Source organism: Chroococcidiopsis sp. SAG 2025 (assembly GCF_032860985.1).
Lineage (GTDB): Bacteria > Cyanobacteriota > Cyanobacteriia > Cyanobacteriales > Chroococcidiopsidaceae > Chroococcidiopsis.
In genome coordinates this window covers 3966828-3988755 of the sequence record NZ_JAOCNC010000001.1, presented here as the reverse complement: position 1 = coordinate 3988755, position 21928 = coordinate 3966828, and the positions used below count along the sequence as shown (strand labels likewise).

The following is a 21928-nucleotide window of genomic DNA, read 5'->3' as shown; positions in this document are numbered from 1 at the left end:
CTCACCATTTATCGGAGTTCTAAAAATCATGGCAGTATTACCTTTGACTCGCTACCGCTTGCTGATTAGAATGCGGCACAATTTACGAGAAACTATGAAACGATCGCGCTCGCTAAAAAAGTAGACATAAACCCCCAACTCAGCTTAGTCAAGTGGCTGAGTACCCTAGTGAAATTGCTAGCTTGAATCAGGAGAAATTATTTTGACTGCTGTTAGCAGGAAATCGCTCTCCACAAAAGCGTAGTCTTTCCCAACTCTAAAGGATTGAAATTGTTCCGAAACAGCCTCGACTTAGCTACTTCAAAGACACTGTTTTTCAGTTCTATTCCTTGGCTGAAAAATCTCAAGTCAAAAACATATCTTTCTTCTAGTCAAGCTTTAAACTATTGGCAAGACAATTCTTGCTGAGACAAACGAAGCTTTAAATCAATTGAACCGAACTCAAAAACTCAGTTTAGCACTGTTTCATACTAGAGATTGCCTTGCAATCGAGCCGAGTCAACTTTACCTTTGAGAAAACGCAAATAACTAACTTAAAAATACTTTCGATCCATGAACTGCAAGCCATCCTTTTTTCTGGTGATTGAAGATCATCCTGAAGTCAATCAGAACAACTGTGAGTTTTTACGAATACTAGCACCTCAGTGTACCTGTGTTGGTGTTAATACGCCCGCGGAGGGAATCGAGCAGCTCGAGCTAGACATCCCCAATCTTTTAGTCGTCGATTTGCAGTTTGGTACGGTGGGAGGCGGACAATCAGCCAAGCCAGGTTTAGCAATGTTGAAACAGATTTTCCAGCGCTACCCGAGACTCAACATCCTCGTTTACAGCAGCGAACCAAACTGCCTCAGACAACTGATACCGCAGATTAGTAAACATCAAGGTGGTTTTGTCGCGGTTAACAAGATGGAAAGACGAAATGCTTTCTTGGAAGGCGCTCGTTGCGCCCTGGAGGGACAACTGAAAATTCATCGCGATTTGATCAAGGATATGCAACTCACCCCACAGGAGTTGGAAATTCTCGAGCTTTTATGCAATCAAGCGCTATCAGATCGGGCGATCGCCCAACAAATGCACGTCTCTCACAAAACAGCTCAGAATTACGTGCAGCGCCTCAAGGCAAAATTGGACATTGAGCCGCTCGACGGACAAAATACCAACTCCCGCGTCGCTGTGTGTATGGCGGCGATCGATCGCAAGCTAATTGTTTGCTAGACACAGGAGATTACTCATCTTTGGTTTTGTCTCGTGGAGTAGCATGTAAAGTCCAAACCAGTCTCACCTGCATCCCGCCATCTGCTTGAGAAATGCGCTCCCAGTGTCCGCCTGGTAATTCTGCCGCAATCGTCGCCATCAGTTTCGTACCGTACCCACCACAAGACTTTCTTCTGTTGGGACTTTCTAAGGTAGCAGCAGCGGGTCGAGTTGCATTATTTTCAACCAGGAGCGTACATTGGCTTCTTTTCTGAGTCAAGCTAATGGAAATTTCGGTGGCAGAACCATTTGGGGGTTGGGCATGACAAATGACATTAGCGATCGCCTCTTTGAAGAAACGAAAAATATCTTCACGCGCATCGATCCAGCGACTATCCGATTGAGGTTCCAAAAGGGGTTGCAAGTTATCCTGAATCGAGAGTGTCAATTCTCCTTTCTGGACTAGGTGTTGCAAATGCTGGCGCATCCCCCGCTCTAGACCAGCTTCTAGCTCGGGTGTAATCTCCAGTTTTTCTGCGATCGTGCGAGTATTCCCCAGTTGAGCGCGCAGCTCGCGTCCAACTGCCTCTAACTTGTCTAACAAAGGGTTGGGATTGACAGTTGGATGGTTGATGGCTAGCAGTTCTATACCATCCATCACCAGCTTCAGTTCTTGGAGCGGACCGTCATGGATGTCCGTCACCACTCGATGGAGTAGTTTGCGCGCTTGCAAGAGGACTGCCTGTCGTTCTGCTAGTGCTTGTCGCTGCTGGTGCAGCTGATGCTGTTTCCATGCCAGTTGTAAGCAAACAGCGACTAAAGCGCCCGAACCCAGCCAAATTACGATTGGTGTTGCTAGCGGCACGAGCGACCCCTGCCAAGCGGCTAAAAGACATAAACCAGTATAACCTCCTAAAATTCCTCCAAAAAGCCAAATTTTGGCTCGAATAGATTTGGTTGGGCGTTCGACTATCCCAGCAGTGATGAGCAGACCAAGACAAATGGCTCCCAGCGTATTGACTATGTAATTCAACCATTGAGGAGTTGTTTTGAGATATGAATTTGTCATTAAACTAGCGATGAGATTAGCTTGCACTTCTCCAACTGACATGCGATTGCCAAACGGAGACAGCACTCCCAATGAAGTTAAATATTCCTTGGGTAGATCGAGCAAGACTAATTTATGGCGAACTTGCCGAGTAACTGGGTGAGTAGGAGACACGCTACATCGCTTCAATGGCGCAGCCGCAGCGCAGATAGATGAGATCTTGAGGCGGGGGAATGTTCCCGCCGGACCCCAGAAGTTGATATTCACAGCAATTTGAGTCAGAGGTGTGTTCTCGTTCTCAATAATTTGAACGATTGCTGGGTTTGCTAAAGGTGAAGAGAATTTTTCTAAAGCGATCGCCGCCACCGATTTGACTTGGTGTGTTTGGTGAAAGTCTTCTACATAGTGGAAATCTCCTGCCAAGTGTGCTTGGCGAGCTGGACTAGTTAGATCTTTCACACCCACCTCGGATTCAAAAAAACCATGCACCTGCTCTGGAGCAATTAGCGGTTTGATGCTCTGGCGATCGAACGGCAGCAGATGATGGTAAACAGGTATTACTGAAGGAAGTGGATGAGAGCGCTTTTTAATATACGTCACTAAGACGATTTGGTCTGAAAATTTGGCGATCGCCTGCTTGAGAGAATTCTCTAATCTACTATCTAAAGGTCGCCTGATCGAATTAGGTAAATTTAAGACGACAACTTTTGCGCCTTTATCAATTAGTCCTCGAATTAGCTCGGCGTAGAAGTTGTGTTCTGGTCTAGCAATAGGGCGATCGATTGTCACTAATAAGATTTCTTTCGGTAGAATGCTTGGTTTGTGGAGTCGGATCAAATTATCTTGAATTCTCAGCTCTAGTTGCCCAACCAGCGGTAACTGGCTCAAGACTGCACTCAAAACTAAGCTCCAAACAGCACTCAAGCCAACCCCTGATAGGAGCCAAATGTTGAGAATTTTCCATCTTCTGCTCATGGATTCTTGGGCATCAGGCGGTAGAAGATTGTTTGCTGGGGGTGATGCTGCTGCAAATTGACACACAACTCTTCACCACATCGCTCTATATACCAAATACCTGTTTGTGTTTCGATTGTGCCGTTTAAGTCAGGAGTTGTTTGTATTGTCCCATGTAGTGGAGGACCAGACACAGATGTTACAACCGCTCCATCAATTTCTAAGCGCAGCTCCACTGAACCTCCCTTCCCAACTCCACTAATCACCCGTCCAGTGCCTTCCCAAATTTGGCTAGTATTAGCTGGAAAATTTAGAACGCTTAGTAATAAGAGTGCTTGACAAAGCGTAGCATAGGAAAAGTTGCCCATAAGTGGAATTTTCCTTAATAGCAGAGCAGGTATCGCGCTCCCCGCTTAGAAATAGCTAGCCCTTTACAATTTATCTTAGATTGGACTCAATAGACTTGCGTAAACGCGCAATTTTATTTGCGCTTTTCCCTCTGGTTCGGGGCGCACAAAATATTTAGGATAGTCAACATATAGGTTGAGACTAATTCAACCAAGTGCAAGTCGTTCAGTTTGTCCATTCACCAAGTGCGAGAAATAGTAATTTATTGCCATAAAAAAGGTATCTTCTTTACTTCTCTTCTTGGCTTTCCTTTTTTGTAAAGAGCATAGTTTTTCGGAAATCCAAAGTATTCTGATTAACCCGAATTAGCCTAATGAAGCAGCCACAAAGATGCTCTCAAGTTAAATTTATTGACTGAAAAACCTCCAAAGGTTAGGCATGTAGAAGAAATTGTTTTAACAGGAGAACAAAATGCGTAAAATAACTCAGATTCAATCTGCGATCGCTCTTATTAGCGGCATTGCACTTTTAGTACCTGTAGTTAGCATTGCCGTAGTAGACTCTGGAGGAGTGAGTATGCGTCGCCTTTTGGATCGAATTGCTAAGGGAGAATTGCGACCGCAGGGCTTCCAACGTCCGGTCGAACCACGCTACGGTGTTCTTAAACCAAGGGCTATAGTTGAACTACCTTTTAGAATAAGCCGAGGTTCAGGGTACGGCTTTGTAGCTGTTGGTGACGATAATGCTAATGATGTTGATTTGCAGCTATTGGATAATAGAAATAATGTAATTATACAAGATACTGATGCAGATGATTCCGCTGTAGTTACTTTCACTCCACGGCGAGCAGGTGAATATCGTGTGCGAGTTATCATGCATGGCTGTCAAGCTGATGAATGTGAATATGGTTTAGCAGTTTACAAAGGTAGCAGAGATTTAAAGAGAAGACAATAAAAGTTAAGTTGTCAATTCCACTAAAACAAGAAGTCCAGGACACGAGAGAAAGAAATGAAGAAGATCGTTATAGCTTTAGGAATCGTTTTACTTAGTGCTACGAGTGCTTTTGCAGTCGAACTAGTAAATAAAGATAGCCAGCCTCATAAAGTCACAATTACAGAAGGCGAGAATACAGAAGAAATTGATCTTGCAGCTGGAGCATCGCAAACAGTATGTGAAAGTACTTGTCAGATCGATGTAGAAGGAATTGGCAGTATTAATGCCACAACTCCAGAAGATAGTTTTGTGATTGAGGAAGGCAAGATCAGCGTTGCTACAGTACCAAATATTTAGCAATCTCCCTCCTATAAATCAACTCCTTTGCTCGGCTTGAGATGCAGTAGATAGGGTTGTCTTACAAAAACTTTTGTAAGCGGTTAAAAGTGTTTTTTCGTACTTAGCAATCTAATTCTTTTTTTGATAGCCTTCATATCCTTTCTGGTAAAGGTCGTAGCCATTTTTATTCTTAAATTAAGAGATAATTCTAGCTAAAGCTTTTACTAGTAAAGGTTTTGAGAGTTTGATGCAGCCAATTAGCAAAGTAGATACTGAAGAACCAAAAAGCTTCGGTGAAGACATGAAATTCCAGAACACTCGTCAAGTATTGATACCTGCTTCTATACTGAGCGGCACGCTAGCTTTTTCTAGTGCCGTACCCTTAACTGCTCTAGCTAACCTGCAAGTAGTACCGCCAGAAACGATCGCACAACCAGCAAAACTCGCACAACAACGCATTTTGTATGTCAACCCACAACAAGGTAGAAACTCTGCTTCTGCTGGCACGCGGGAATCTACTCCTTTAAAGACAATTACCTACGCCCTGCAACAGGCGGAATCTGGCACGGTTATTCAATTAGCTCCCGGTCAGTATCAAACTGGGGAAACCTTTCCACTCCAACTCAAACCAGGAGTGTTTCTCAAAGGGAACGAATCCCAGCAGGGTGAAGGAGTAGCGATCGTCGGTGGCGGAGAGCATTCGAGCCAGGTTTTCTTTACTCGCCAAAATAGCACTCTCGTAGCTGCGCAAAATAGTCAAATCAGCGGTGTCACTATTACTAATCCCAACACGCGCGGTACTGGCATCTGGGTAGAGTCTACCAATCCGATTATTCGTCACAATACTTTCACTAATAGCAAACGAGAAGGCATTTTTGTCACTGGCACTGCCAATCCTAAAATTCAAAACAATTTGTTGACAAACAACGAGGCGAATGGGATTTCCGTCACTGGAGCGGCAAAAGGGGAAATTCGGAAGAACGTGTTTCAGAACAATGGTTTCGGTTTGGCTATTGGTGGTAGCTCGACTCCATTAGTAGCAGACAATCAAATTCGAGAGAGCAGAAATGGCGTAGTCGTAACAGAGAAGGCTCGCCCAACTTTACAAGGCAATCAGATCGCCAACAATAGCGAATATGGATTAGTCGTCATCGGTGAAGCTCAGCCAAAAGTGGGCAACAACGACTTACAAGATAATGGACTCCAGGAGCAGTTGATCTCTAGAGTCCCTCAAGGAGTTGCACCAACTCCTACTGATATAGTTGAAGGTTCCCAGTCGCCAACTAGTGACGCTTCTACTTCAGCTCGAACTCCTACTGTGGCTCAAATTCCAGTTCGACCCCAAGGGGAGCAAGCTACTAGCTTTAGCTGCGCTAAGATGGGTACTGGCATCACCGCGATCGCCCAGCAAGGGAGTGCATCGATCCCGCAACCGACGCTGACTTGGAATCAAGACTTAATACCAACTCATTTAACTCCCGAACAGCTCTGCCAAGTCGTGACGCAACGTTTGAACCAGCTGGTTGCGGAAAATGGAGGCAATCTGAAGAACTTACTGCTGACAGTCGGCGCAGTCGATGAAAAACCTGGAGTTTGCTTGGTCAAGGAGATCCAGCCTAGTTGTCACCAGAATAATCTAGTTCTCAGTCTCAACCCAGAGATGGCGCAAAAAGCGACTGAAGTTTTGCAAAATTTAGTCGCATTTGACGTGCCTGGGTTAGGTAATGGCGTGCAAGAATCTCAAGGACAACCTTTCGTTTCTTTAGCAACAGTAGCTGAAAGTTTGGCTCCAGCAAAGGGGTTGTGGTTTGTGGGTGAGAAAGAGGAAACGCCTTTTTGAGATGATTCTGGCTTTGTTGCATGAATCAAAAGAAAACAGATTTCTCCCTATTCCACTAACATCGATGAAGCTTTAACGGGGACACTCACAAGTTTACACAACTGAATGACTCTGTTGCACAAATCTTTCAAACACTGCGCTTAACATCCACCTTCCCTCTCAAACTTGGGTGACTTACTCTCTCGGCTCTTGGAATAAATTACCCAATTTTTCTTCACCTTGACAGGGCTGACAGCTTTGACGTAAGCGCCTAAAGCTAGGGCGGCGTTTCAAGGCCAGTTGAAACGCCGCCCTCATCATTGTCTCTGATTTCCACCTGCGCTCAGGATTTCTACAGGTTTACGTAGCCTCAACCTGCGATCGCCCGACGATCGGTTGAAGTTACGCTTAGAAACCCCTCGAAGAGCTTTGCGCTAAGACTGAACGAAGGTCATAGCGGTCAAGGTTCATCACCTTGTCCCATGCCGCCACAAAGTCATGCACAAATTTCTGCTGCGAGTCCTCAGATCCGTAGACTTCCGCGAGGGCGCGTAGCTGAGAGTTTGAGCCGAAGATGAGGTCAACACGAGTAGCGATCCACTTGAGTTCGCCTGTCTTGCGACTGCTCCCCTCGAACTCATATTCATCTTCAGTAGTCGCCTTCCACGTCGTGCCCAGGTCGAGCAGGTTCACGAAGAAGTCATTGGTCAACGTCTCTGGACGATCGGTGAAGACACCGTGCTTGGACCCTCCAAAGTTCGCACCCAGAACGCGCAAGCCGCCCACGAGAACCATCATCTGAGGGGCTGACAGGGACAGCAATTGCGCCCGATCGACTAGCAGTTCTTCGAGCGATTCGCTGTGTTTGCCGCTAGTGTAGTTGCGGAACCCGTCCGCAGTCGGTTCGAGCACGGCGAAGGACTCAACATCTGTTTTCTCTTGCAGCGCATCCGTGCGTCCTGGCTTGAAGGGAACCGTCACGTCGTGACCGGCATTTTTCGCCGCTTGTTCGACACCTGCACATCCGCCCAGAACGATCAAATCAGCGATCGAAACCTGCTTTCCGCCAGATTGCGAGCTGTTGAACTCCTGTTGGATCGCCTCTAGGGTTTGCAGCACCGTTGCCAGTTGAGTCGGCTGGTTAACTTCCCAATCCTTCTGAGGCGCGAGACGAATCCGCGCTCCGTTGGCTCCACCGCGCATGTCGGAGCAGCGGAATGTTGATGCCGATGCCCAAGCGGTCGAAACGAGTTGGGAGACGGACAATCCCGAAGCAAGGATCTTGTCTTTGAGAGCAGCGATGTCCTGCTCATCAATTAATTCATGGGTGACTGGGGGAATGGGATCTTGCCACAAGAATTCTTCTGCTGGCACCTCCGGGCCGAGATAGCGCGATCGGGGTCCCATGTCGCGGTGCGTCAGCTTGAACCACGCCTTGGCAAACGCCTCAGCAAACTCATCTGGGTGTTCGAGGTAATGCCGCGAAATCGGTTCGTAGATGGGGTCCATCCGCATGGCCATATCCGCCGTAGTCATCATTGGGGCGTGGCGTTTCGACGGATCGTGGGCATCGGGCACCGTATCCGCACCAGCGTCGCCCTTGGGCTTCCATTGCCACGCGCCAGCGGGGCTCTTGGTCAGCTCCCAGTCATATTTGAACAGGGTTTCGAGATAACTGTTGTCCCACTGCGTCGGAGTCGGGGTCCATGCGCCTTCGATGCCGCTGGTGATCGCATCAACGCCGATACCCGTGTTAAAGGTGCTCTTCCATCCGAGTCCCTGCTCCATAATGCTGGCACCCCCAGGGTCATGACCGACGTGCGACGATTCGCCGGCACCATGACATTTGCCAAAGGTATGCCCACCAGCGGTGAGCGCAACCGTTTCGGCATCGTTCATCGCCATCCGACCAAAGGTCTCGCGAATATCGCGCCCTTCGCCAACCGGATCGGGCTCGCCGTTCGGTCCTTCCGGGTTCACGTAGATTAAACCCATTTGAACGGCGGCAAGGGGATTCAGGAGTACCTGGTCATCGTCATAACGCTCTCTGCCAAGCCACGCGTTCTCAGACCCCCAGTAGATGTCCTCTTCTGGCTGCCAAACGTCCACACGCCCACCTGCAAAGCCGATCGTCTTGAAGCCCATCGACTCCAGGGCGCAGTTGCCTGCGAAGATCATCAGGTCAGCCCACGAGATTTTCTTGCCGTATTTCTGCTTGACGGGCCAAAGCAACATGCGCGCCTTATCGAGGTTGGCATTGTCGGGCCAACTGTTGAGCGGCTCAAACCGCTGACTACCGGAACCTGCGCCGCCGCGACCGTCGCCAATCCGATACGTGCCTGCGCTGTGCCACGCCATCCGGATGAAGAGTGGTCCATAATGACCGTAGTCGGCTGGCCACCAGTCCTGAGAAGTGGTCATCAGGTCGAAGATATCTGCCCTGAGGGCAGCTAAGTCAAGGCTCTTGAACTCCTCAGCGTAGTTAAATGCCTCCCCCATAGGATTAGCCTGGGGTGAGTGCTGGTGAAGGATGCTCAGATTCAAATACTTCGGCCACCAGTCTCGGTTCGACGGCTTATGACGAGCTGTAAGTTTCTGACCTCCGCTTGTAAACGGGCATCCGCTTTCGCTGCTCATATTATCTCCTGTCTTTGGAAAAACGCTCATCTACGGTTGCAAATTAGAGCTACCGAGAAAGCGATTTAAATTATCATGAAATAGTCACGAATTTAATCATAATCGATATGAGTCCGTTTTAGCAGCACCCTTAAGCTATTGTAACAAGTGCGATCTCCGATCTCCCGTAGTGCGATCGCCCGCGGCGTAGGTTGGGTTAACGACAGAGTAAACCCAATACGCTCTCCTGTTGACATTCAATCCCCTGTAGCCGATTCAACCCCATCGGTTACAGTCAACTGGATGCGATCGTTGTCCTTCCCAATCATTCACATTGCATCTGAACATCCCCTTCAGGGGATGCAGGTGGATGTTGGGTTTCGCAGACTCAACCCAACCAACGCGAGAGAGACGATCGCACTGGCGCAAGGTAATGGGCAAGGTGTGAGCAGGCATATGAATCGCCTTACATCCTTACTTGTGTAGGACTACCGAAGGTGCTAGAGTGAAACTAAAGAAATATGTTTAGAAAGTTAATTCCGCAATTCTCTTTTGTCTGAGCCAACCGGAGAGATCGGGAAAGGGAGTCTAGATATGACTGAATTTGTGCAACAAAAAATAGCGTCAAAAGAAACTGGTATAAACCAGGAGCATCCATTAACAGTAGGAACATCTGCCGGTTTGGTATGGTTTACAGCATCCCAGCAGTGGATTGAACTGGAAGGTCACAGTGTTACAGCGATCGCTCCAAGCCTGAACGGACTATGGGCGGTGGTTGATGGCAAGTCGGTATGGCATCGGGATTCTGAAGGTGAATGGCAAGTAGTAGCCCCAAGTATTCAAGATTTGCAGTTGAATTGTATTCAGCCACTGAGTGGGAAAGTTCTTGTCGGCACATCTCATGCTCATCTTTTCTGGATTGTAGATGGTGGCATTGAATTCATCCAAAGTTTTGACACGGCTCAAGGACGAGACGAGTGGTATACACCTTGGGGCGGATCGCCAGATGTCCGCTCCATAGCAGGAGGACAATCAGGCGAACTTTACGCCAACGTACACGTTGGTGGCATCTTGCGTTCCCAAGATCGCGGACGTTCGTGGCAGCCAACTATCAATTTGCACTGGGATGTTCACCAAGTCATAACCGTTCCAGATCGTCCTGGTGTCGTGCTAGCAGCTACAGCAGAGGGATTGGCTACGAGTACAGATAGAGGCGATACATGGAGCTTGGATCGAGCTAACCTACACTCCACGTACTCCCGCGCTGTTGCTGTTTGTGGGGAGACGGTCTTGATAAGTACTTCTAGCGGTCCATCTGGTGCTAAGGCAGCAATTTATCGGCGATCGCTCGACCGAGCGGGGACTTTCGAGAAGTGCGATCGAGGTTTGCCGCAGTGGTTTTCGCACAACATTGATACGGGAAGCCTTGTGGCGTTAAAGGATAGAACTGTTTTTGGTACGAGTAACGGTCAGATCTTCCTATCAGAGGATGCTGGCTTGACATGGCAACAGTTTGCCTCAGATCTGCCACCAATTCACTGCTTGAATTTTTCATGACGCAGCCACAAACAATCTTTTAGGAAGAGGAATGAATATTGAGAATCTTTTTAGAATGGACTCCAGTTCTAATTAAAGAGGAGAGGAGTTATGACAGATCGAAAACAAGAGAAAGTTACCTCTGAAGTTCAACAAAAAGTGGCACCAGAAGTAGAAGTTAAATCTCCTGCGGTTGAGGACAGTGAAAACCCAGAAGATCCTATTTCAGAAGCAGGTGAAGTTCCTAAAACGGGTGATGCGCCTGCTGATTGATAGAACTTTTCGCGTATTCATGCCTCGATCCGCTCTCTGACAAAAAGCTGTAAATGTCAGAAATGGCGATCGCGTACGATCCGCAATCCATCTGGTAACTACAGTACTGCTCCCAGTACTGTCTACATTTTCCACCAAATGCTCGCCAAAAAAGTAGACAAAGTAGATACAACTGTAAGCGATCGCCTTTACCAAAGTTTTGATTAGTTAAAGTCTTTTGACTTATGTGCGGGTGGGTTTACTAAATAATTCTAACTCCGATAAGAATTCTGCATAAACCCGCTCCTACGAATGCATGACTTCATTAACAATGTCTCATCGCAGGTGTAACGTGTTCTGCTTCTGTATCGCGATTCACCCCTGGATGTTGTACCGTAAGCACGGAGCAGGGAGCGTGATGCAGGACGTAGTTACTGACACTACCCATAAACAATTCGCTCAAACCAGAGTGACCCCGACGACCCATAATAATTAAGTCAGCTTGCCAATTTCGCGCAAACTCGCAAACAGTACGGCTAGGACTACCAGCTATCTGACTAAACTCCGTTTTCACTCCCGCCGAAGTTGCTTCATCTGTAAGACTTTGCAGCATTTCCAGTCCTTTATTTGCAAACTCGTCCCATCGCTGGTGTTGCATTTGTATGATTTCGCTACTCATCCCATATCCCTGATAGTAGTCTGCATGGGACATTATATAAATATCTGGGCTGCCCTCTTCTTCAGCAGAGAGTACGTGTAATAGCATGACCTTGGCATTAAGTGCCTTTGCTAAGCCTAGTGCTGCCTCAAAAACGCTTCGATTGAGGCTAGATGTATCGAGCGCTACTAATATTTTTTGAAACATATGAAGTTACCTCCAAATGTATTGTTGGTAATTGGTAATTGGTTACTGTTCTCTACCCATTTACAAATTAGTAAAAAACTTTGAGGAAGTTGTGAGGATGCTAGTCAGAATTTAGCCAGCTCACTTTTTTATCTATTGCTACACCATCTAAAATTGTATGTCCCTCGTAACTATTAGCCCGAGATTGAATGACAATATAGACCAAATCTTCATCTGAAATACTTCTGAGAGTTCTCTCACCCTCAGGAGCAACTCGTACTACTGTACCTTCCACGATCGGAAAAACTTTCCCATCAATTTGAAATTCTCCTTTACCTTGTATAAAGAGATAAACTTCTTCATTTTGCTTGTGTTTGTGGTAAAAGGGAATTGCTGCTTTTGCTGGTAACTTATTGAAGGATATTTCGCAACTTGTTAAATCTAAAATTTGCTTGATGAATAACTTGCCTTCAACTTCAATTGCTCTCGATGGTAGCTGAAATAAAAAACGATTTAGCTGTGATAACTTACCTATATTGGCTACAGTAAAATTTTCGCCATGCTTAACTTCGCAGTCAATTGCTGTCATGACTCTAACTCCTATTGAGATTTTAATTTCTACTAGCAATAACTTCTATTTCGACTTTGGCTCCCTTGGCTAAAGCAGATACACCAATGGTCGATCGCGCTGGCGGCTCGGTATCAAAATAGCTAGCATACACTTCGTTAACCGAGACAAAGTCAGTCATATCTGTCAAGTAAATAGTTGTCTTTACTATGTCTTGCAACTGTAAACCAGCCGCAGCTAAAACAGCTTTAATATTCTCCATCAAAAACTCAGTTTGTTCTGCTGCCGAACCAGCGATCGCCACATCGTTTTGAGCATCATAAGCCAGTTGTCCCGAACAAAATATCAAGCTTCCTGTATCGATAGCTTGGGAATAGGCTTTGACAGGAATTGCTACCTCTGGTGCATACACGACTCGTTTAGACATAGATTTCAATTATTAAATACAGACAGGTCTGTATTGATGTTGTTATTAGAATATGTAACAGACAGGTCTGTATCATGTCAATAGGGATATGCCAATGCTACGCCCTGATGAGATGTCAAGATGACGAGAAAACAATGCCAAGCGATCGCAAAACCTCAACCCGCCAGAAGATTCTAGAAGTTGCTGACGATCTGTTCTACCGCGAAGGAATTCGAGCAGTCGGAGTAGATACAATTATTGCTCAGTCAGGAGTTGCCAAAACGACGCTATACCGCTGCTTTCCTTCTAAGGATGACCTAGTGGTGGCGTATTTGGAGGAACGTCAAAACAGCTTCAAGCGATTATTTGAAATTGCGATCGCCCGATATCCAAACGAGCCGAAACAACAGATAATTGCTTTATTTGCCTGGTTAGACAAGTATTTGGCAAAACCCGAATGTTACGGTTGTCCGTTCTTGGTGACAGCATCGGAGTTACCGGAACTAGAACATCCAGCTCACCAAATGGCTGTCGCAAACAGGCTCGCAATTCGCGATCGCCTGGTATCGTTAGCAGTAGCAGCGGGAATGGAGAATCCTCAACAGTTGGGCGTTCATCTTCTCTTATTAATTGACGGTGCATTTACCCAACGGCGGTTATTTGGAATCGAAGGTTTTGATGTAAGATTGAAGCCTATTGTGACTCAATTAGTCGATGCTGATTGAAATACGGAATTTTACATACAGAGAAAAATTTGAACGCAGGCAAAAGCATATGGATGCAAATGAATGCGGATATAGTAGTTGGCGATCGATCGCCGATTGCTTCTGTACGGGCGGATTTTGACTCCTGATTTACTGCCTCGGTTGTAAATCTATTTGCTAAACCCGCTAACTCCTGTACGGGCGGGTTTTGTTCAAAGATTGACTGCTTCAGTTGTAAATCTATTTGCTAAACCCGCCCCTACGATAACTGACAACTGATAACTGATAACTGACTTGACTACGCAATTTTCCTTCCAAATTTCCACTCGTTGCAGCCAAACCAAAGCTCGTGCAGGTGTCTTTGACACTCCTCATGGTGCGGTTGAAACTCCCCGCTTTATGCCCGTAGGGACGCTAGCAAATGTAAAAACTATCACTCCCGCACAACTTCAGGAAACAGGGGCGCAGATGGTTTTGGCAAATACGTATCATTTGCATTTGCAACCAGGGGAAAGGATTATCGAAAAAGCTGGGGGATTACACCAGTTCATGCGCTGGAATCAACCAATTCTAACTGATTCTGGCGGCTTTCAGGTTTTCAGTTTGAGCGAAATGCGTCAGATTACCGATGATGGGGTAATATTTCGATCGCCTCATGACGGACAGATGATTAATTTAACCCCAGAGCGATCGATCCAAATCCAAAATGCTTTAGGTGCTGATGTGATTATGGCATTTGATGAATGTCCGCCCTATCCCGCCAGTCGCGAGGAGGTAGAAGCGGCGACACAAAGGACATACCGCTGGTTAGAACGTTGTATTAGCGCCCACCAGCGCCCCGATCAAGCGTTGTTTGGCATCGTCCAAGGGGGAGTCTACCCAGATTTACGGGCGGCTGCGGCTGAGGCTTTGGCAGGGTTAGATTTACCTGGATATGCAATTGGTGGCGTAAGTGTAGGGGAACCACCAGAACTAATCGCCAAGATCGTACAAGCCACAACTCCGATGCTACCAGTAGATAAACCCAGATATTTGATGGGGGTGGGGACGTATAAAGAAATGGCACAAGCGATCGCATGTGGTATGGATCTGTTTGATTGCGTGATTCCTACACGCCTTGCCCGTCATGGTGCAGCTTTGGTAAACGGGGAACGGTGGAATTTAAAAAATTCCCAATATCGAGAAGATTTTCAACCTTTAGATGAAACTTGCCCTTGCTATACTTGCCAAAATTTCACGCGAGCGTATATTTCTCATTTGGTGCGATCGCAGGAAATTTTAGCTTATACACTGTTGACCATTCATAATATTACAGAATTGGTTCGGTTTACCCAAAAGATTCGCGAGGCAATTTTGAGCGATCGCTTTATGACAGAATTTGCTCAGTGGTTGAGTTAGCAAATGATTGCGTTAAATGAAAGCGATCGAAGAATCTGCATAGATTTTTAAAGCCGCTTTTCTTATTAGTAAAATTGAAATGTAGGGTGAGCATTGCCCACCCTACGATTACCAAAATGATTGACGAATTCAAGTGCAATATTAAATAATCTAAAAGCGTCATATTCCCATGCACCTTTTCTTTATGACGCTACGCAAACCGTTTGCGATTGGTTTAGTTGCCACAACTGCGATCGCAACTTTAGCTATTGTCGCCCGCACTTTTTCCCAGACGAATCAAAGTACTAGCCTTGATACTGGAAATGTTATTTTTCTGCATCCCGATGGTACAAGTCCTTCCCACTGGGGAGCTGCCCGTTTTCTCAATTACGGTTCCGATGGTAGGCTGAATTGGGATCGCATGTCTCATCTTGGTGTCTATTTGGGACACATGAAAAATCAGCTGACTGCCACTTCTAATGCTGGCGCTGTGACTCATGCTACAGGAGTGAAGGTAGATGCTGACTCCTACCGCTTAGACGAAACTGGAAAGCCACTGACAGCACTTTCAGGCAAGCCACAGACAATTATGCAAAAAGCGATCGCCTCTAGCTTAATTATTTTTTTAACTAACGAGTGGTTATCTAGTTTTAAGCTAAAAGAAGTTAGTAAAAATTTGCCTGCGTTTAGTAAAGATTTATCAACTTTTATGGGTTTCCCTTTTCATGTGCCGAATCGCAGTACTAGATGACGATCGCAATTGGTGCATGGCACTTCAGCGCTTTTTGAAAAATACCTTTGAAGTGTCTGTTTTCAATGATGCCAACTCGCTAATCGAAGATTTGATTCAAGATGTGCGGCAGTATGACTTAATTATGGTCGATCTGTCTCTGCCTCCCGATGCTTACGGAGAAATTGACGGGCGAAAATTTATTCGCTATATCAGAGAAGTTTTACTAGAACCTCCCATTCTCGTGTTAGTGACTGCATTTATTGGAAAAAACGAATTGAATAGTGGCGAGATTTTCTGTAAAGAAGCTGATGCTTTCTTAGCTAAAGATGCGGGGTTAGATGAAATTTCACGGCAATTGCAAGAATTATTGGTAAATGGGTAATCAGTTATCAGTTGTCAGTTATTAGAAAAGAAAGGAGACAGGAGAATAGATCTCAATGCTCCCAATCGCTCTCCCCGACTCCCGACTCCCGACTCCCGACTTTCAAAAATATGCGACATAAAAAACATCCAAATCGAGCGGGACTGAACCGAAATTCTCTGTTAAATCGGATTACGAATCGTATCCATCAATCTTTGGAACTACAACAGATTCTCTCTGTTGCGGTGCAGGAGATTCGGGCATTTTTACAAATAGATAGAGTCAAAGTTTATAAATTTCACCCTGACGGAACGGGACAAGTTATTGCCGAAGCGATCGCGGCAAAGCGCTTACCATCTTTGCTAGGGTTGCACTTTCCCGCAGATGATGTTCCTGCCCACGCACGGGAGATGTTTGTCAAAATTGGGGCGCGATCGATTGTGGATGTTCCTCAACAACAGATTAGCCTCAGCTATTTAAAATCTCCCCAAACTACAGGAGATTTGACGGTAGAGGAAGTTCAGCAAAGAACCGTTACAGAAATTCTCCAACGCCCCGTCGATCCTTGTCACGTCGAATATCTCACAGCTATGGGGGTGCAGTCTTCCCTAGTCATCCCAATTCTTCACGATTGCCAGTTGTGGGGACTGCTAGCTTGTCACCACGCGCAACCAAAAACTTTTCATCAGGAACAATTAGACGTGGTGCGACTCGTGGTAGAACACCTCGCGATCGCAATTTCTCAATCTCAACTATTGACGCAAGCACGCGAAAGAGCTATTCGCCAAGAATTAATCAACAAAATTTCGACTCTGCTTCACTCTCCCCACTCAATTCAAACAATTTTGCAAATTGCCCTTGAAAGTATTGTCAACAGCGTTGATGGTTCTGGTGGCAGACTATATCTTTGTCCTACAGGGCAAGCACAAATCACAGAAATTTATACCGATAAAGCCCAACCTCAAGGGATGTTGGAGAACGCTCCATTTTGGCAACAGTTGATGGCTGGTGTTGGTAGAAACCCCCAGCACGGGTATGTAGCGATCGCCAATCTTTATCAAGCACCGGAGTTACTAGAGGTTGTTTCTGCCTTTCAAACTACGAATATCCGCAGCGTATTTGTTATGCCCTTGCATTATGGTAGTGAAACCTTGGGTTGCCTGACCATTTTCCGCGATGCGATCGATACTGATATTACCTGGGCGGGAAGATTCGATCCTGACGAACGTATTTCCAGAGTGAGGGATTCTTTTGAGGCTTGGCGAGAATTGAAACGAGGACAAAGCAAAGAATGGACGAGTTCGGAAATAGAATTAGTCCAAGCTCTAGCCAATCATCTCTCACTTGCCGTCATGCAGCACCGATTGCATGAATACGAACGACAACAGAGGCAATTGTTAGAAAGACGTAATCAAGAACTGAATACTGCCCGCACCCTGGCAGAAGAAGCCAATCGCCTCAAATCAGATTTTCTCTCCTCTACCAGTCATGAATTACGCACGCCCTTAGCAGCCACGCTTAATTATTTGAAATTGCTCAAAGAAGGGCTTTACTACAATGAAGTAGAGTTAAAAGAATACATTCAAATTGCCTATCAATCAGCAGAAAATCTCGTCACCTTAATTAACGATATTCTCGACCTGGCAAAAATTGAAGCCGGAAGATTGGTGATGCATTGGGAAGAATTTGAGCTAATGCCTCTATTGACAGAACTACAACGTTTATTTCAAATTGAGAGCAATTGCAAGGGCATTCCTTTAAGCATCGATTGTCAAGTCGAGCGCATTTATGCCGATAAATTCCGACTGCGACAAGTCCTGACTAACCTCTTGGCTAATGCTTTTAAATTTACCGAAACCGGACAAGTTTGCATTCAGGCGATTACCAAAACTGACGAACCAGCAATTGAAATTTCGGTAACTGATACGGGAATTGGGATCGAACCAAGCCAAGCGGAAGTATTATTTGAGCCTTTTGTCCAAGCAGACGGTTCGGTGAAACGGCGCTATGGAGGTACAGGATTAGGCTTAACTGTCTGTCAGCGTTTAGTAGAACTCATGGGAGGAAAAATCCGCCTAGAGAGTCCAGGTTTGGGACAAGGCACGAAAGTTACTTTTACTCTTCCTGTGAGACAAGGGAGTAGGGAGTAGGGAGTAGGGAGTAGGGAGTAGGGGACAAGGGAGACAAGGGAGCAACTACCAATTACCCATTACCCATTACCACTTTCTGTTGATAACTGATAACTAATAACTGTATATAATTGCGATCGCGCTCTAATTTTTTTCGTAGCCTGCTTGAATATTCTCTTGGTTGATGACGATTACAAATTGGCTCGTAGTACTGCCAAACTCTTGCAACGTCTGGGGGGACATTACGTTTACATTACAGACGATCCAGCAGAAATCTTCCAGCGCTGTCAGACGCAAGCAGTCGATTTGGTGATCATGGATATTAATTTGCCAGACGCACAGTGGCAAGGTCAAGCTGTTAGTGGTGCTGATATTTCGCGCGTGTTAAAAAATCAAGCGCAAACAGCCCAAATTCCGATTATTCTCGTGACAGCTTACGCTTTGGCAGGCGAACGTCAGTTTCTGCTTACTGCTTCCCAAGCTGACGAGTTCGTGGCTAAGCCGATTACTGACTACAACTCTTTTCTAAACCTCATTCGTTACCTTGCGAGTAGTAAGTAGCGATCGGTTGTCGGTTGTCGGTTGTCAGTTTAGAGACGTTACATGTCACGTCTGTACAAAGTTATCAGTGAATTCCGACTTACGACTTACAACTTTACAGGTGGTAATTCATGCAAAATTGTAAACCGAATATGATTAATTGCTAAGTCACCAATCGAAACTTCTTCTTTATTTAGCGGTACGCCATTGCTTTTCACAGTTTCAAAAGAAATACCTTTGCCAATTTCAATGTGATACCAGGCTAAACCCATAAAAAATCTAGCAGGGTAGGGACCTTGTTCTACTACGTCGTCGGGATTTGATTCCATCGGCAACCACAAGTCTAGTCCTGGTAAGTAAAATTCTACCCAAACGTGGTTAAAATCTGGTTGTAGGGGGACTTGCTGGTGTTCGGCATAGGGAGGACACTTGTAGCGCCCGATTGTACGACAAGCGATTCCATTTAAGCGCATCAAAGCTAGTAAAACACCGACATATTCGCCACAGGAACCAACACCGCGATCGAGAACAATATCGGGTGTGTCGATGTGAGGCTTGATTCCATAGGATAATTGGTCGTAGACGTAATTACGGATACTGTACATCTGGCGCAGAATATTGGTTTCGCTACCGATCGCCTCGCGAGCAGCACGACGGACGATGTATGATTCCATTGCTAATTCATCATCATCTACCAAATAACGCTGAGCGAATTCTGGTGGGAGAGGAGGGATATTTTCTACCTCTCTGGGAGCAATGCGATACTTGATGCTGCGGACTTCAACGATCGCTTTCCAACCGAAAAGATGGCGATCGCCTGTTGTTAAATGGTCGAATTTAAATACTGCGACTCGCTGTCCGTCTTGGATTTCTTCTGTAAAAGGCAGACCAATCGGTTCAACGTGGACGACTTTTTGACGGTCGGTGGATGCAGGTAAAGCAATTCGCCACTCTACCTGTTCTAAGTCTACTTCGTCTAGCGGCGATAATTCCTCAGCATAGACCATTTCGATCGCGTAGCCGTTGGAAAGAGCGTAGTGTCCTTGGGAGTTGTAGTGGTATTGCAGCGGATGGATAAAGGTGCGATCGCGATAGGTTAATTCGTGCGATGGGTCTAAATTAGGGTTGTCTCTGATATACGCCTCTTCTGATGCATAAGCGACATATAGTAATGTTTCGTTAGTTTGTGGCTGGGTATAAAAACTCAACCCCGTAGGACATTCAAATGGAGTCAGGACGCTAAATTGAATGTCCCCCGTAGCGCGATCGAGACAATACACTGTCTGTTCCGTGCGATCGCATACCCACAAATTTTCTTCCTTAACTGCAATGTTTTCTATCCCTACCCCTGGAGCAAAAAATCTGGTAATTTGTCCCCCTGTATTGCTGTCAAAAATTAAGATATAACCTGCTTTTTGACAAGTGATGTAAATCGTCGATCGCCACACTGCGACCCCATCGGCAGTGTAAGGTAAGGTAACAAAAGGTTTGAGTTTAAACTCTCCCCACTGGCAACAGTAAACCGTATCGTCCCGCGTACACCATAGAGTGTCTTCCCACACCGCGATTCCCGTTACATCAACAAACTCTTCTGCGGTTTGCCAATTCAAAATTGTGGTGTTATCACTCGTAGGATCGATTTGCAGCAAATACCCTTTGACCTTATCAATGGCTAACAGGCGATCGCCATAACTGGCAATACCATGCAAGGCAGCTGCACCAAAAGGTCTAATTGTCCGTTGCCAAAGGGGTTGAGTCATATGCGTGCGTGAGAGGAGAAGTCAGGAGTCAGGAGTTGTAGGGGCGGGTTTAGCAACAGATTCATCGCTGATGACCATAAATCTTGGTTCAAAACCCGCCCGTACAGGAGTCAGGAGTTGTAGGGGCAAGTTTAGCAACAGATTCATGGCTGGTGACAATAAATCTTTGTTCAAAACCCGCCCGTACAGGAGTCAGGAGTCGGAAGTTAGAAGTCAGAAGCCAGAAGTCACAACACTACTCACTACTTACTACTTACTTCCAAAGGAGGACACGAAAGTGTATGAATTGCAATTTTATCCTGTCTGTCGAATACAGTTAAGTACCGAATGAGACAGGAAGCAAGTATTGAGTGCAGCATTCCGATCGCCGCTCCATGGACAACTGCTTCTATAATTACAATTTAAATAAAATCAACAAAATCAATATTTACTTTTTTCATCTTATTTGATATGGTGAACTCTGCCCACTTTTTCTGCAAGATTAAGTAGGGTAGGTATTACCCGCCCTACTTTACTATTCGCTCTTAGATTGCTAATGTTGAAAATCCAGAGGCTTAATAAATCTTATAGAAAAAGGCGGATATTGCAAGACCTAACGTTGCATATCTTACCAGGAGAAATTTACGGTTTATTAGGGGCAAATGGAGCAGGAAAAACAACTGTAATAAATATTATTTGTAATCTTCTACAAGCAGATAGCGGAGAAATTGCGATCGCCGACCGACCCGTTTCTGGTGCTACAAAGAAAACTATTGGTGTTGTCCCCCAAGAAAATTTACTCTACAAAACCTTAACTTGCACGGAAAACCTTAATTTTTTTGCCCAGCTTTACGGTATTTCAGTTAAACACAGAAAGCAACAAATTCAGTCTTGTTTAGCTGCTGTCAACTTATTAGACTGGGCAAAAACTCCTGTAGAAAAACTTAGTGGAGGCATGAAACGGCGGTTGAATATTGCGATCGCCTTAGTTCATCAACCCAAATTAGTTATTTTAGACGAACCAACTACAGGTTTAGATGTAGAGGCGCGTTACGAGATTTGGGAATTAATTCTGCAACTCCAACGTCAAGGAACTACTATTTTACTCACCACTCATTTATTAGACGAAGCCGAACGTCTTTGTCATAGAATTGGAATTTTGAAAAATGGTCAAATAATCGCTGAAGGTAGTTTAGCTCAACTACGTCAACGCATATCTGCTGAAGAAATTATTATCGTACAGACACCTGAAGAGGAAAAAGCGATCGCTCGGGCAATAGAATTAGGTTTTAACTATCGTTACTATGGCAGAGATCTTGCTTTTTGGCTCCCAGAACCTTTAGATTTAAAAGAAATTATTTCCCTCTTTGAAGGCATTCCCCTTAATGCTATTTCCCGTCAACCCGTGCGACTAGAATATATTTATTTAGAAGTCACTAAATCAGTGGCTAGTGGCTAGTGGCTAGTGGCTAGTGAGTAGTGAAAATA

At 45.5% G+C, this 21928-nt stretch carries 21 protein-coding genes and 1 pseudogene; 14 read left to right on the top strand and 8 right to left on the bottom strand.

The features are described from left to right. Positions 1 to 552: 552 nt before the first annotated feature. The gene (locus N4J56_RS19270) at positions 553 to 1215 is read left to right on the top strand and encodes a response regulator transcription factor (protein ID WP_317107908.1); all 663 of its coding nucleotides are present in this window, start codon (positions 553 to 555) and stop codon (positions 1213 to 1215) included. A gap of 10 nt (positions 1216 to 1225) precedes the next feature. Here the strand turns inward: N4J56_RS19270 and N4J56_RS19265 are convergent, their stop codons facing one another. Together N4J56_RS19265 and N4J56_RS19260 are read right to left on the bottom strand one after the other, a co-directional pair. Next, complete coding sequence (locus tag N4J56_RS19265) at positions 1226 to 3217, bottom strand: CHASE2 domain-containing protein (protein ID WP_317107907.1); 1992 nt, start codon at positions 3215 to 3217, stop codon at positions 1226 to 1228. Further along, positions 3214 to 3564 carry a hypothetical protein gene (locus tag N4J56_RS19260; protein WP_317107906.1) on the bottom strand — a complete coding sequence of 117 codons (351 nt, stop codon included), beginning with the start codon at positions 3562 to 3564 and terminating at the stop codon, positions 3214 to 3216. The genes N4J56_RS19265 and N4J56_RS19260 overlap by 4 nt, the downstream gene beginning before the upstream one ends. A 451-nt stretch (positions 3565 to 4015) precedes the next feature. Between N4J56_RS19260 and N4J56_RS19255 the strand changes: the two genes are divergently transcribed. The 3 genes from N4J56_RS19255 to N4J56_RS19245 all read left to right on the top strand — a co-directional run bounded on the left by N4J56_RS19255 (position 4016) and on the right by N4J56_RS19245 (position 6656). After that, entirely contained in the window at positions 4016 to 4498 is a 483-nt protein-coding gene (locus N4J56_RS19255; protein ID WP_317107905.1) for a PPC domain-containing protein, read from the top strand. A 54-nt stretch (positions 4499 to 4552) separates the two neighbouring features. Then, entirely contained in the window at positions 4553 to 4834 is a 282-nt protein-coding gene (locus N4J56_RS19250; RefSeq protein WP_317107904.1) for a hypothetical protein, read from the top strand. Positions 4835 to 5063: 229 nt separating this feature from the next. After that, entirely contained in the window at positions 5064 to 6656 is a 1593-nt protein-coding gene (locus tag N4J56_RS19245) for a DUF1565 domain-containing protein (protein WP_317107903.1), read from the top strand. A gap of 387 nt (positions 6657 to 7043) precedes the next feature. Here the strand turns inward: N4J56_RS19245 and katG are convergent, their stop codons facing one another. Further along, positions 7044 to 9272, bottom strand: coding sequence for a catalase/peroxidase HPI (katG, locus tag N4J56_RS19240; protein ID WP_317107902.1), 2229 nt, complete (start codon positions 9270 to 9272; stop codon positions 7044 to 7046). Between the two features lie 147 nt (positions 9273 to 9419). Between katG and N4J56_RS19235 the strand changes: the two genes are divergently transcribed. From N4J56_RS19235 to N4J56_RS19225, 3 genes are all read left to right on the top strand, one after another. Further along, positions 9420 to 9737 carry a hypothetical protein gene (locus tag N4J56_RS19235; RefSeq protein WP_317107901.1) on the top strand — a complete coding sequence of 106 codons (318 nt, stop codon included), beginning with the start codon at positions 9420 to 9422 and terminating at the stop codon, positions 9735 to 9737. Positions 9738 to 9845: 108 nt separating this feature from the next. Beyond that, on the top strand, positions 9846 to 10808 hold the full coding sequence (locus N4J56_RS19230; protein ID WP_317107900.1) for a hypothetical protein: 963 nt from the start codon (positions 9846 to 9848) through the stop codon (positions 10806 to 10808). A 90-nt stretch (positions 10809 to 10898) separates the two neighbouring features. Then, the gene (locus tag N4J56_RS19225) at positions 10899 to 11060 is read left to right on the top strand and encodes a hypothetical protein (protein WP_015156182.1); all 162 of its coding nucleotides are present in this window, start codon (positions 10899 to 10901) and stop codon (positions 11058 to 11060) included. 304 nt (positions 11061 to 11364) lie between these two features. Here N4J56_RS19225 and N4J56_RS19220 read toward each other — a convergent pair whose 3' ends face one another. From N4J56_RS19220 to N4J56_RS19210, 3 genes are all read right to left on the bottom strand, one after another. Continuing rightward, the gene (locus tag N4J56_RS19220) at positions 11365 to 11904 is read right to left on the bottom strand and encodes a universal stress protein (protein ID WP_317107899.1); all 540 of its coding nucleotides are present in this window, start codon (positions 11902 to 11904) and stop codon (positions 11365 to 11367) included. Between the two features lie 100 nt (positions 11905 to 12004). After that, complete coding sequence (locus N4J56_RS19215; protein WP_317107898.1) at positions 12005 to 12472, bottom strand: cupin domain-containing protein; 468 nt, start codon at positions 12470 to 12472, stop codon at positions 12005 to 12007. A gap of 22 nt (positions 12473 to 12494) precedes the next feature. Then, on the bottom strand, positions 12495 to 12878 hold the full coding sequence (locus N4J56_RS19210; protein WP_317107897.1) for a Rid family detoxifying hydrolase: 384 nt from the start codon (positions 12876 to 12878) through the stop codon (positions 12495 to 12497). A gap of 134 nt (positions 12879 to 13012) precedes the next feature. Between N4J56_RS19210 and N4J56_RS19205 the strand changes: the two genes are divergently transcribed. From N4J56_RS19205 to N4J56_RS19180, 6 genes and pseudogenes are all read left to right on the top strand, one after another. Further along, positions 13013 to 13582, top strand: a complete 570-nt coding sequence (locus N4J56_RS19205) for a TetR/AcrR family transcriptional regulator (protein ID WP_317107896.1) — start codon at positions 13013 to 13015, stop codon at positions 13580 to 13582. 273 nt (positions 13583 to 13855) lie between these two features. Further along, positions 13856 to 14959 carry a tRNA guanosine(34) transglycosylase Tgt gene (gene tgt / locus N4J56_RS19200; RefSeq protein WP_317107895.1) on the top strand — a complete coding sequence of 368 codons (1104 nt, stop codon included), beginning with the start codon at positions 13856 to 13858 and terminating at the stop codon, positions 14957 to 14959. A gap of 184 nt (positions 14960 to 15143) precedes the next feature. Then, positions 15144 to 15548: pseudogene (locus tag N4J56_RS19195) on the top strand (alkaline phosphatase); the annotation flags it as partial. A 115-nt stretch (positions 15549 to 15663) separates the two neighbouring features. Beyond that, positions 15664 to 16053 carry a response regulator gene (locus N4J56_RS19190; RefSeq protein ID WP_192160988.1) on the top strand — a complete coding sequence of 130 codons (390 nt, stop codon included), beginning with the start codon at positions 15664 to 15666 and terminating at the stop codon, positions 16051 to 16053. A gap of 110 nt (positions 16054 to 16163) precedes the next feature. Continuing rightward, positions 16164 to 18182, top strand: coding sequence for an ATP-binding protein (locus tag N4J56_RS19185; protein ID WP_317107893.1), 2019 nt, complete (start codon positions 16164 to 16166; stop codon positions 18180 to 18182). 144 nt (positions 18183 to 18326) lie between these two features. Continuing rightward, on the top strand, positions 18327 to 18722 hold the full coding sequence (locus N4J56_RS19180) for a response regulator (protein ID WP_317107892.1): 396 nt from the start codon (positions 18327 to 18329) through the stop codon (positions 18720 to 18722). Positions 18723 to 18808: 86 nt separating this feature from the next. Here the strand turns inward: N4J56_RS19180 and N4J56_RS19175 are convergent, their stop codons facing one another. Next, entirely contained in the window at positions 18809 to 20461 is a 1653-nt protein-coding gene (locus N4J56_RS19175) for a transglutaminase family protein (RefSeq protein WP_317107891.1), read from the bottom strand. A 21-nt stretch (positions 20462 to 20482) separates the two neighbouring features. After that, positions 20483 to 20608 (bottom strand): hypothetical protein, encoded by a 126-nt coding sequence (locus tag N4J56_RS19170; protein ID WP_317107890.1) that lies wholly within the window; start codon positions 20606 to 20608, stop codon positions 20483 to 20485. A gap of 388 nt (positions 20609 to 20996) precedes the next feature. Here N4J56_RS19170 and N4J56_RS19165 point away from each other — a divergent pair, with 388 nt between their 5' ends. Beyond that, positions 20997 to 21899 (top strand): ABC transporter ATP-binding protein, encoded by a 903-nt coding sequence (locus N4J56_RS19165; protein WP_410500357.1) that lies wholly within the window; start codon positions 20997 to 20999, stop codon positions 21897 to 21899. The last annotated feature ends 29 nt before the right edge of the window (positions 21900 to 21928 follow it).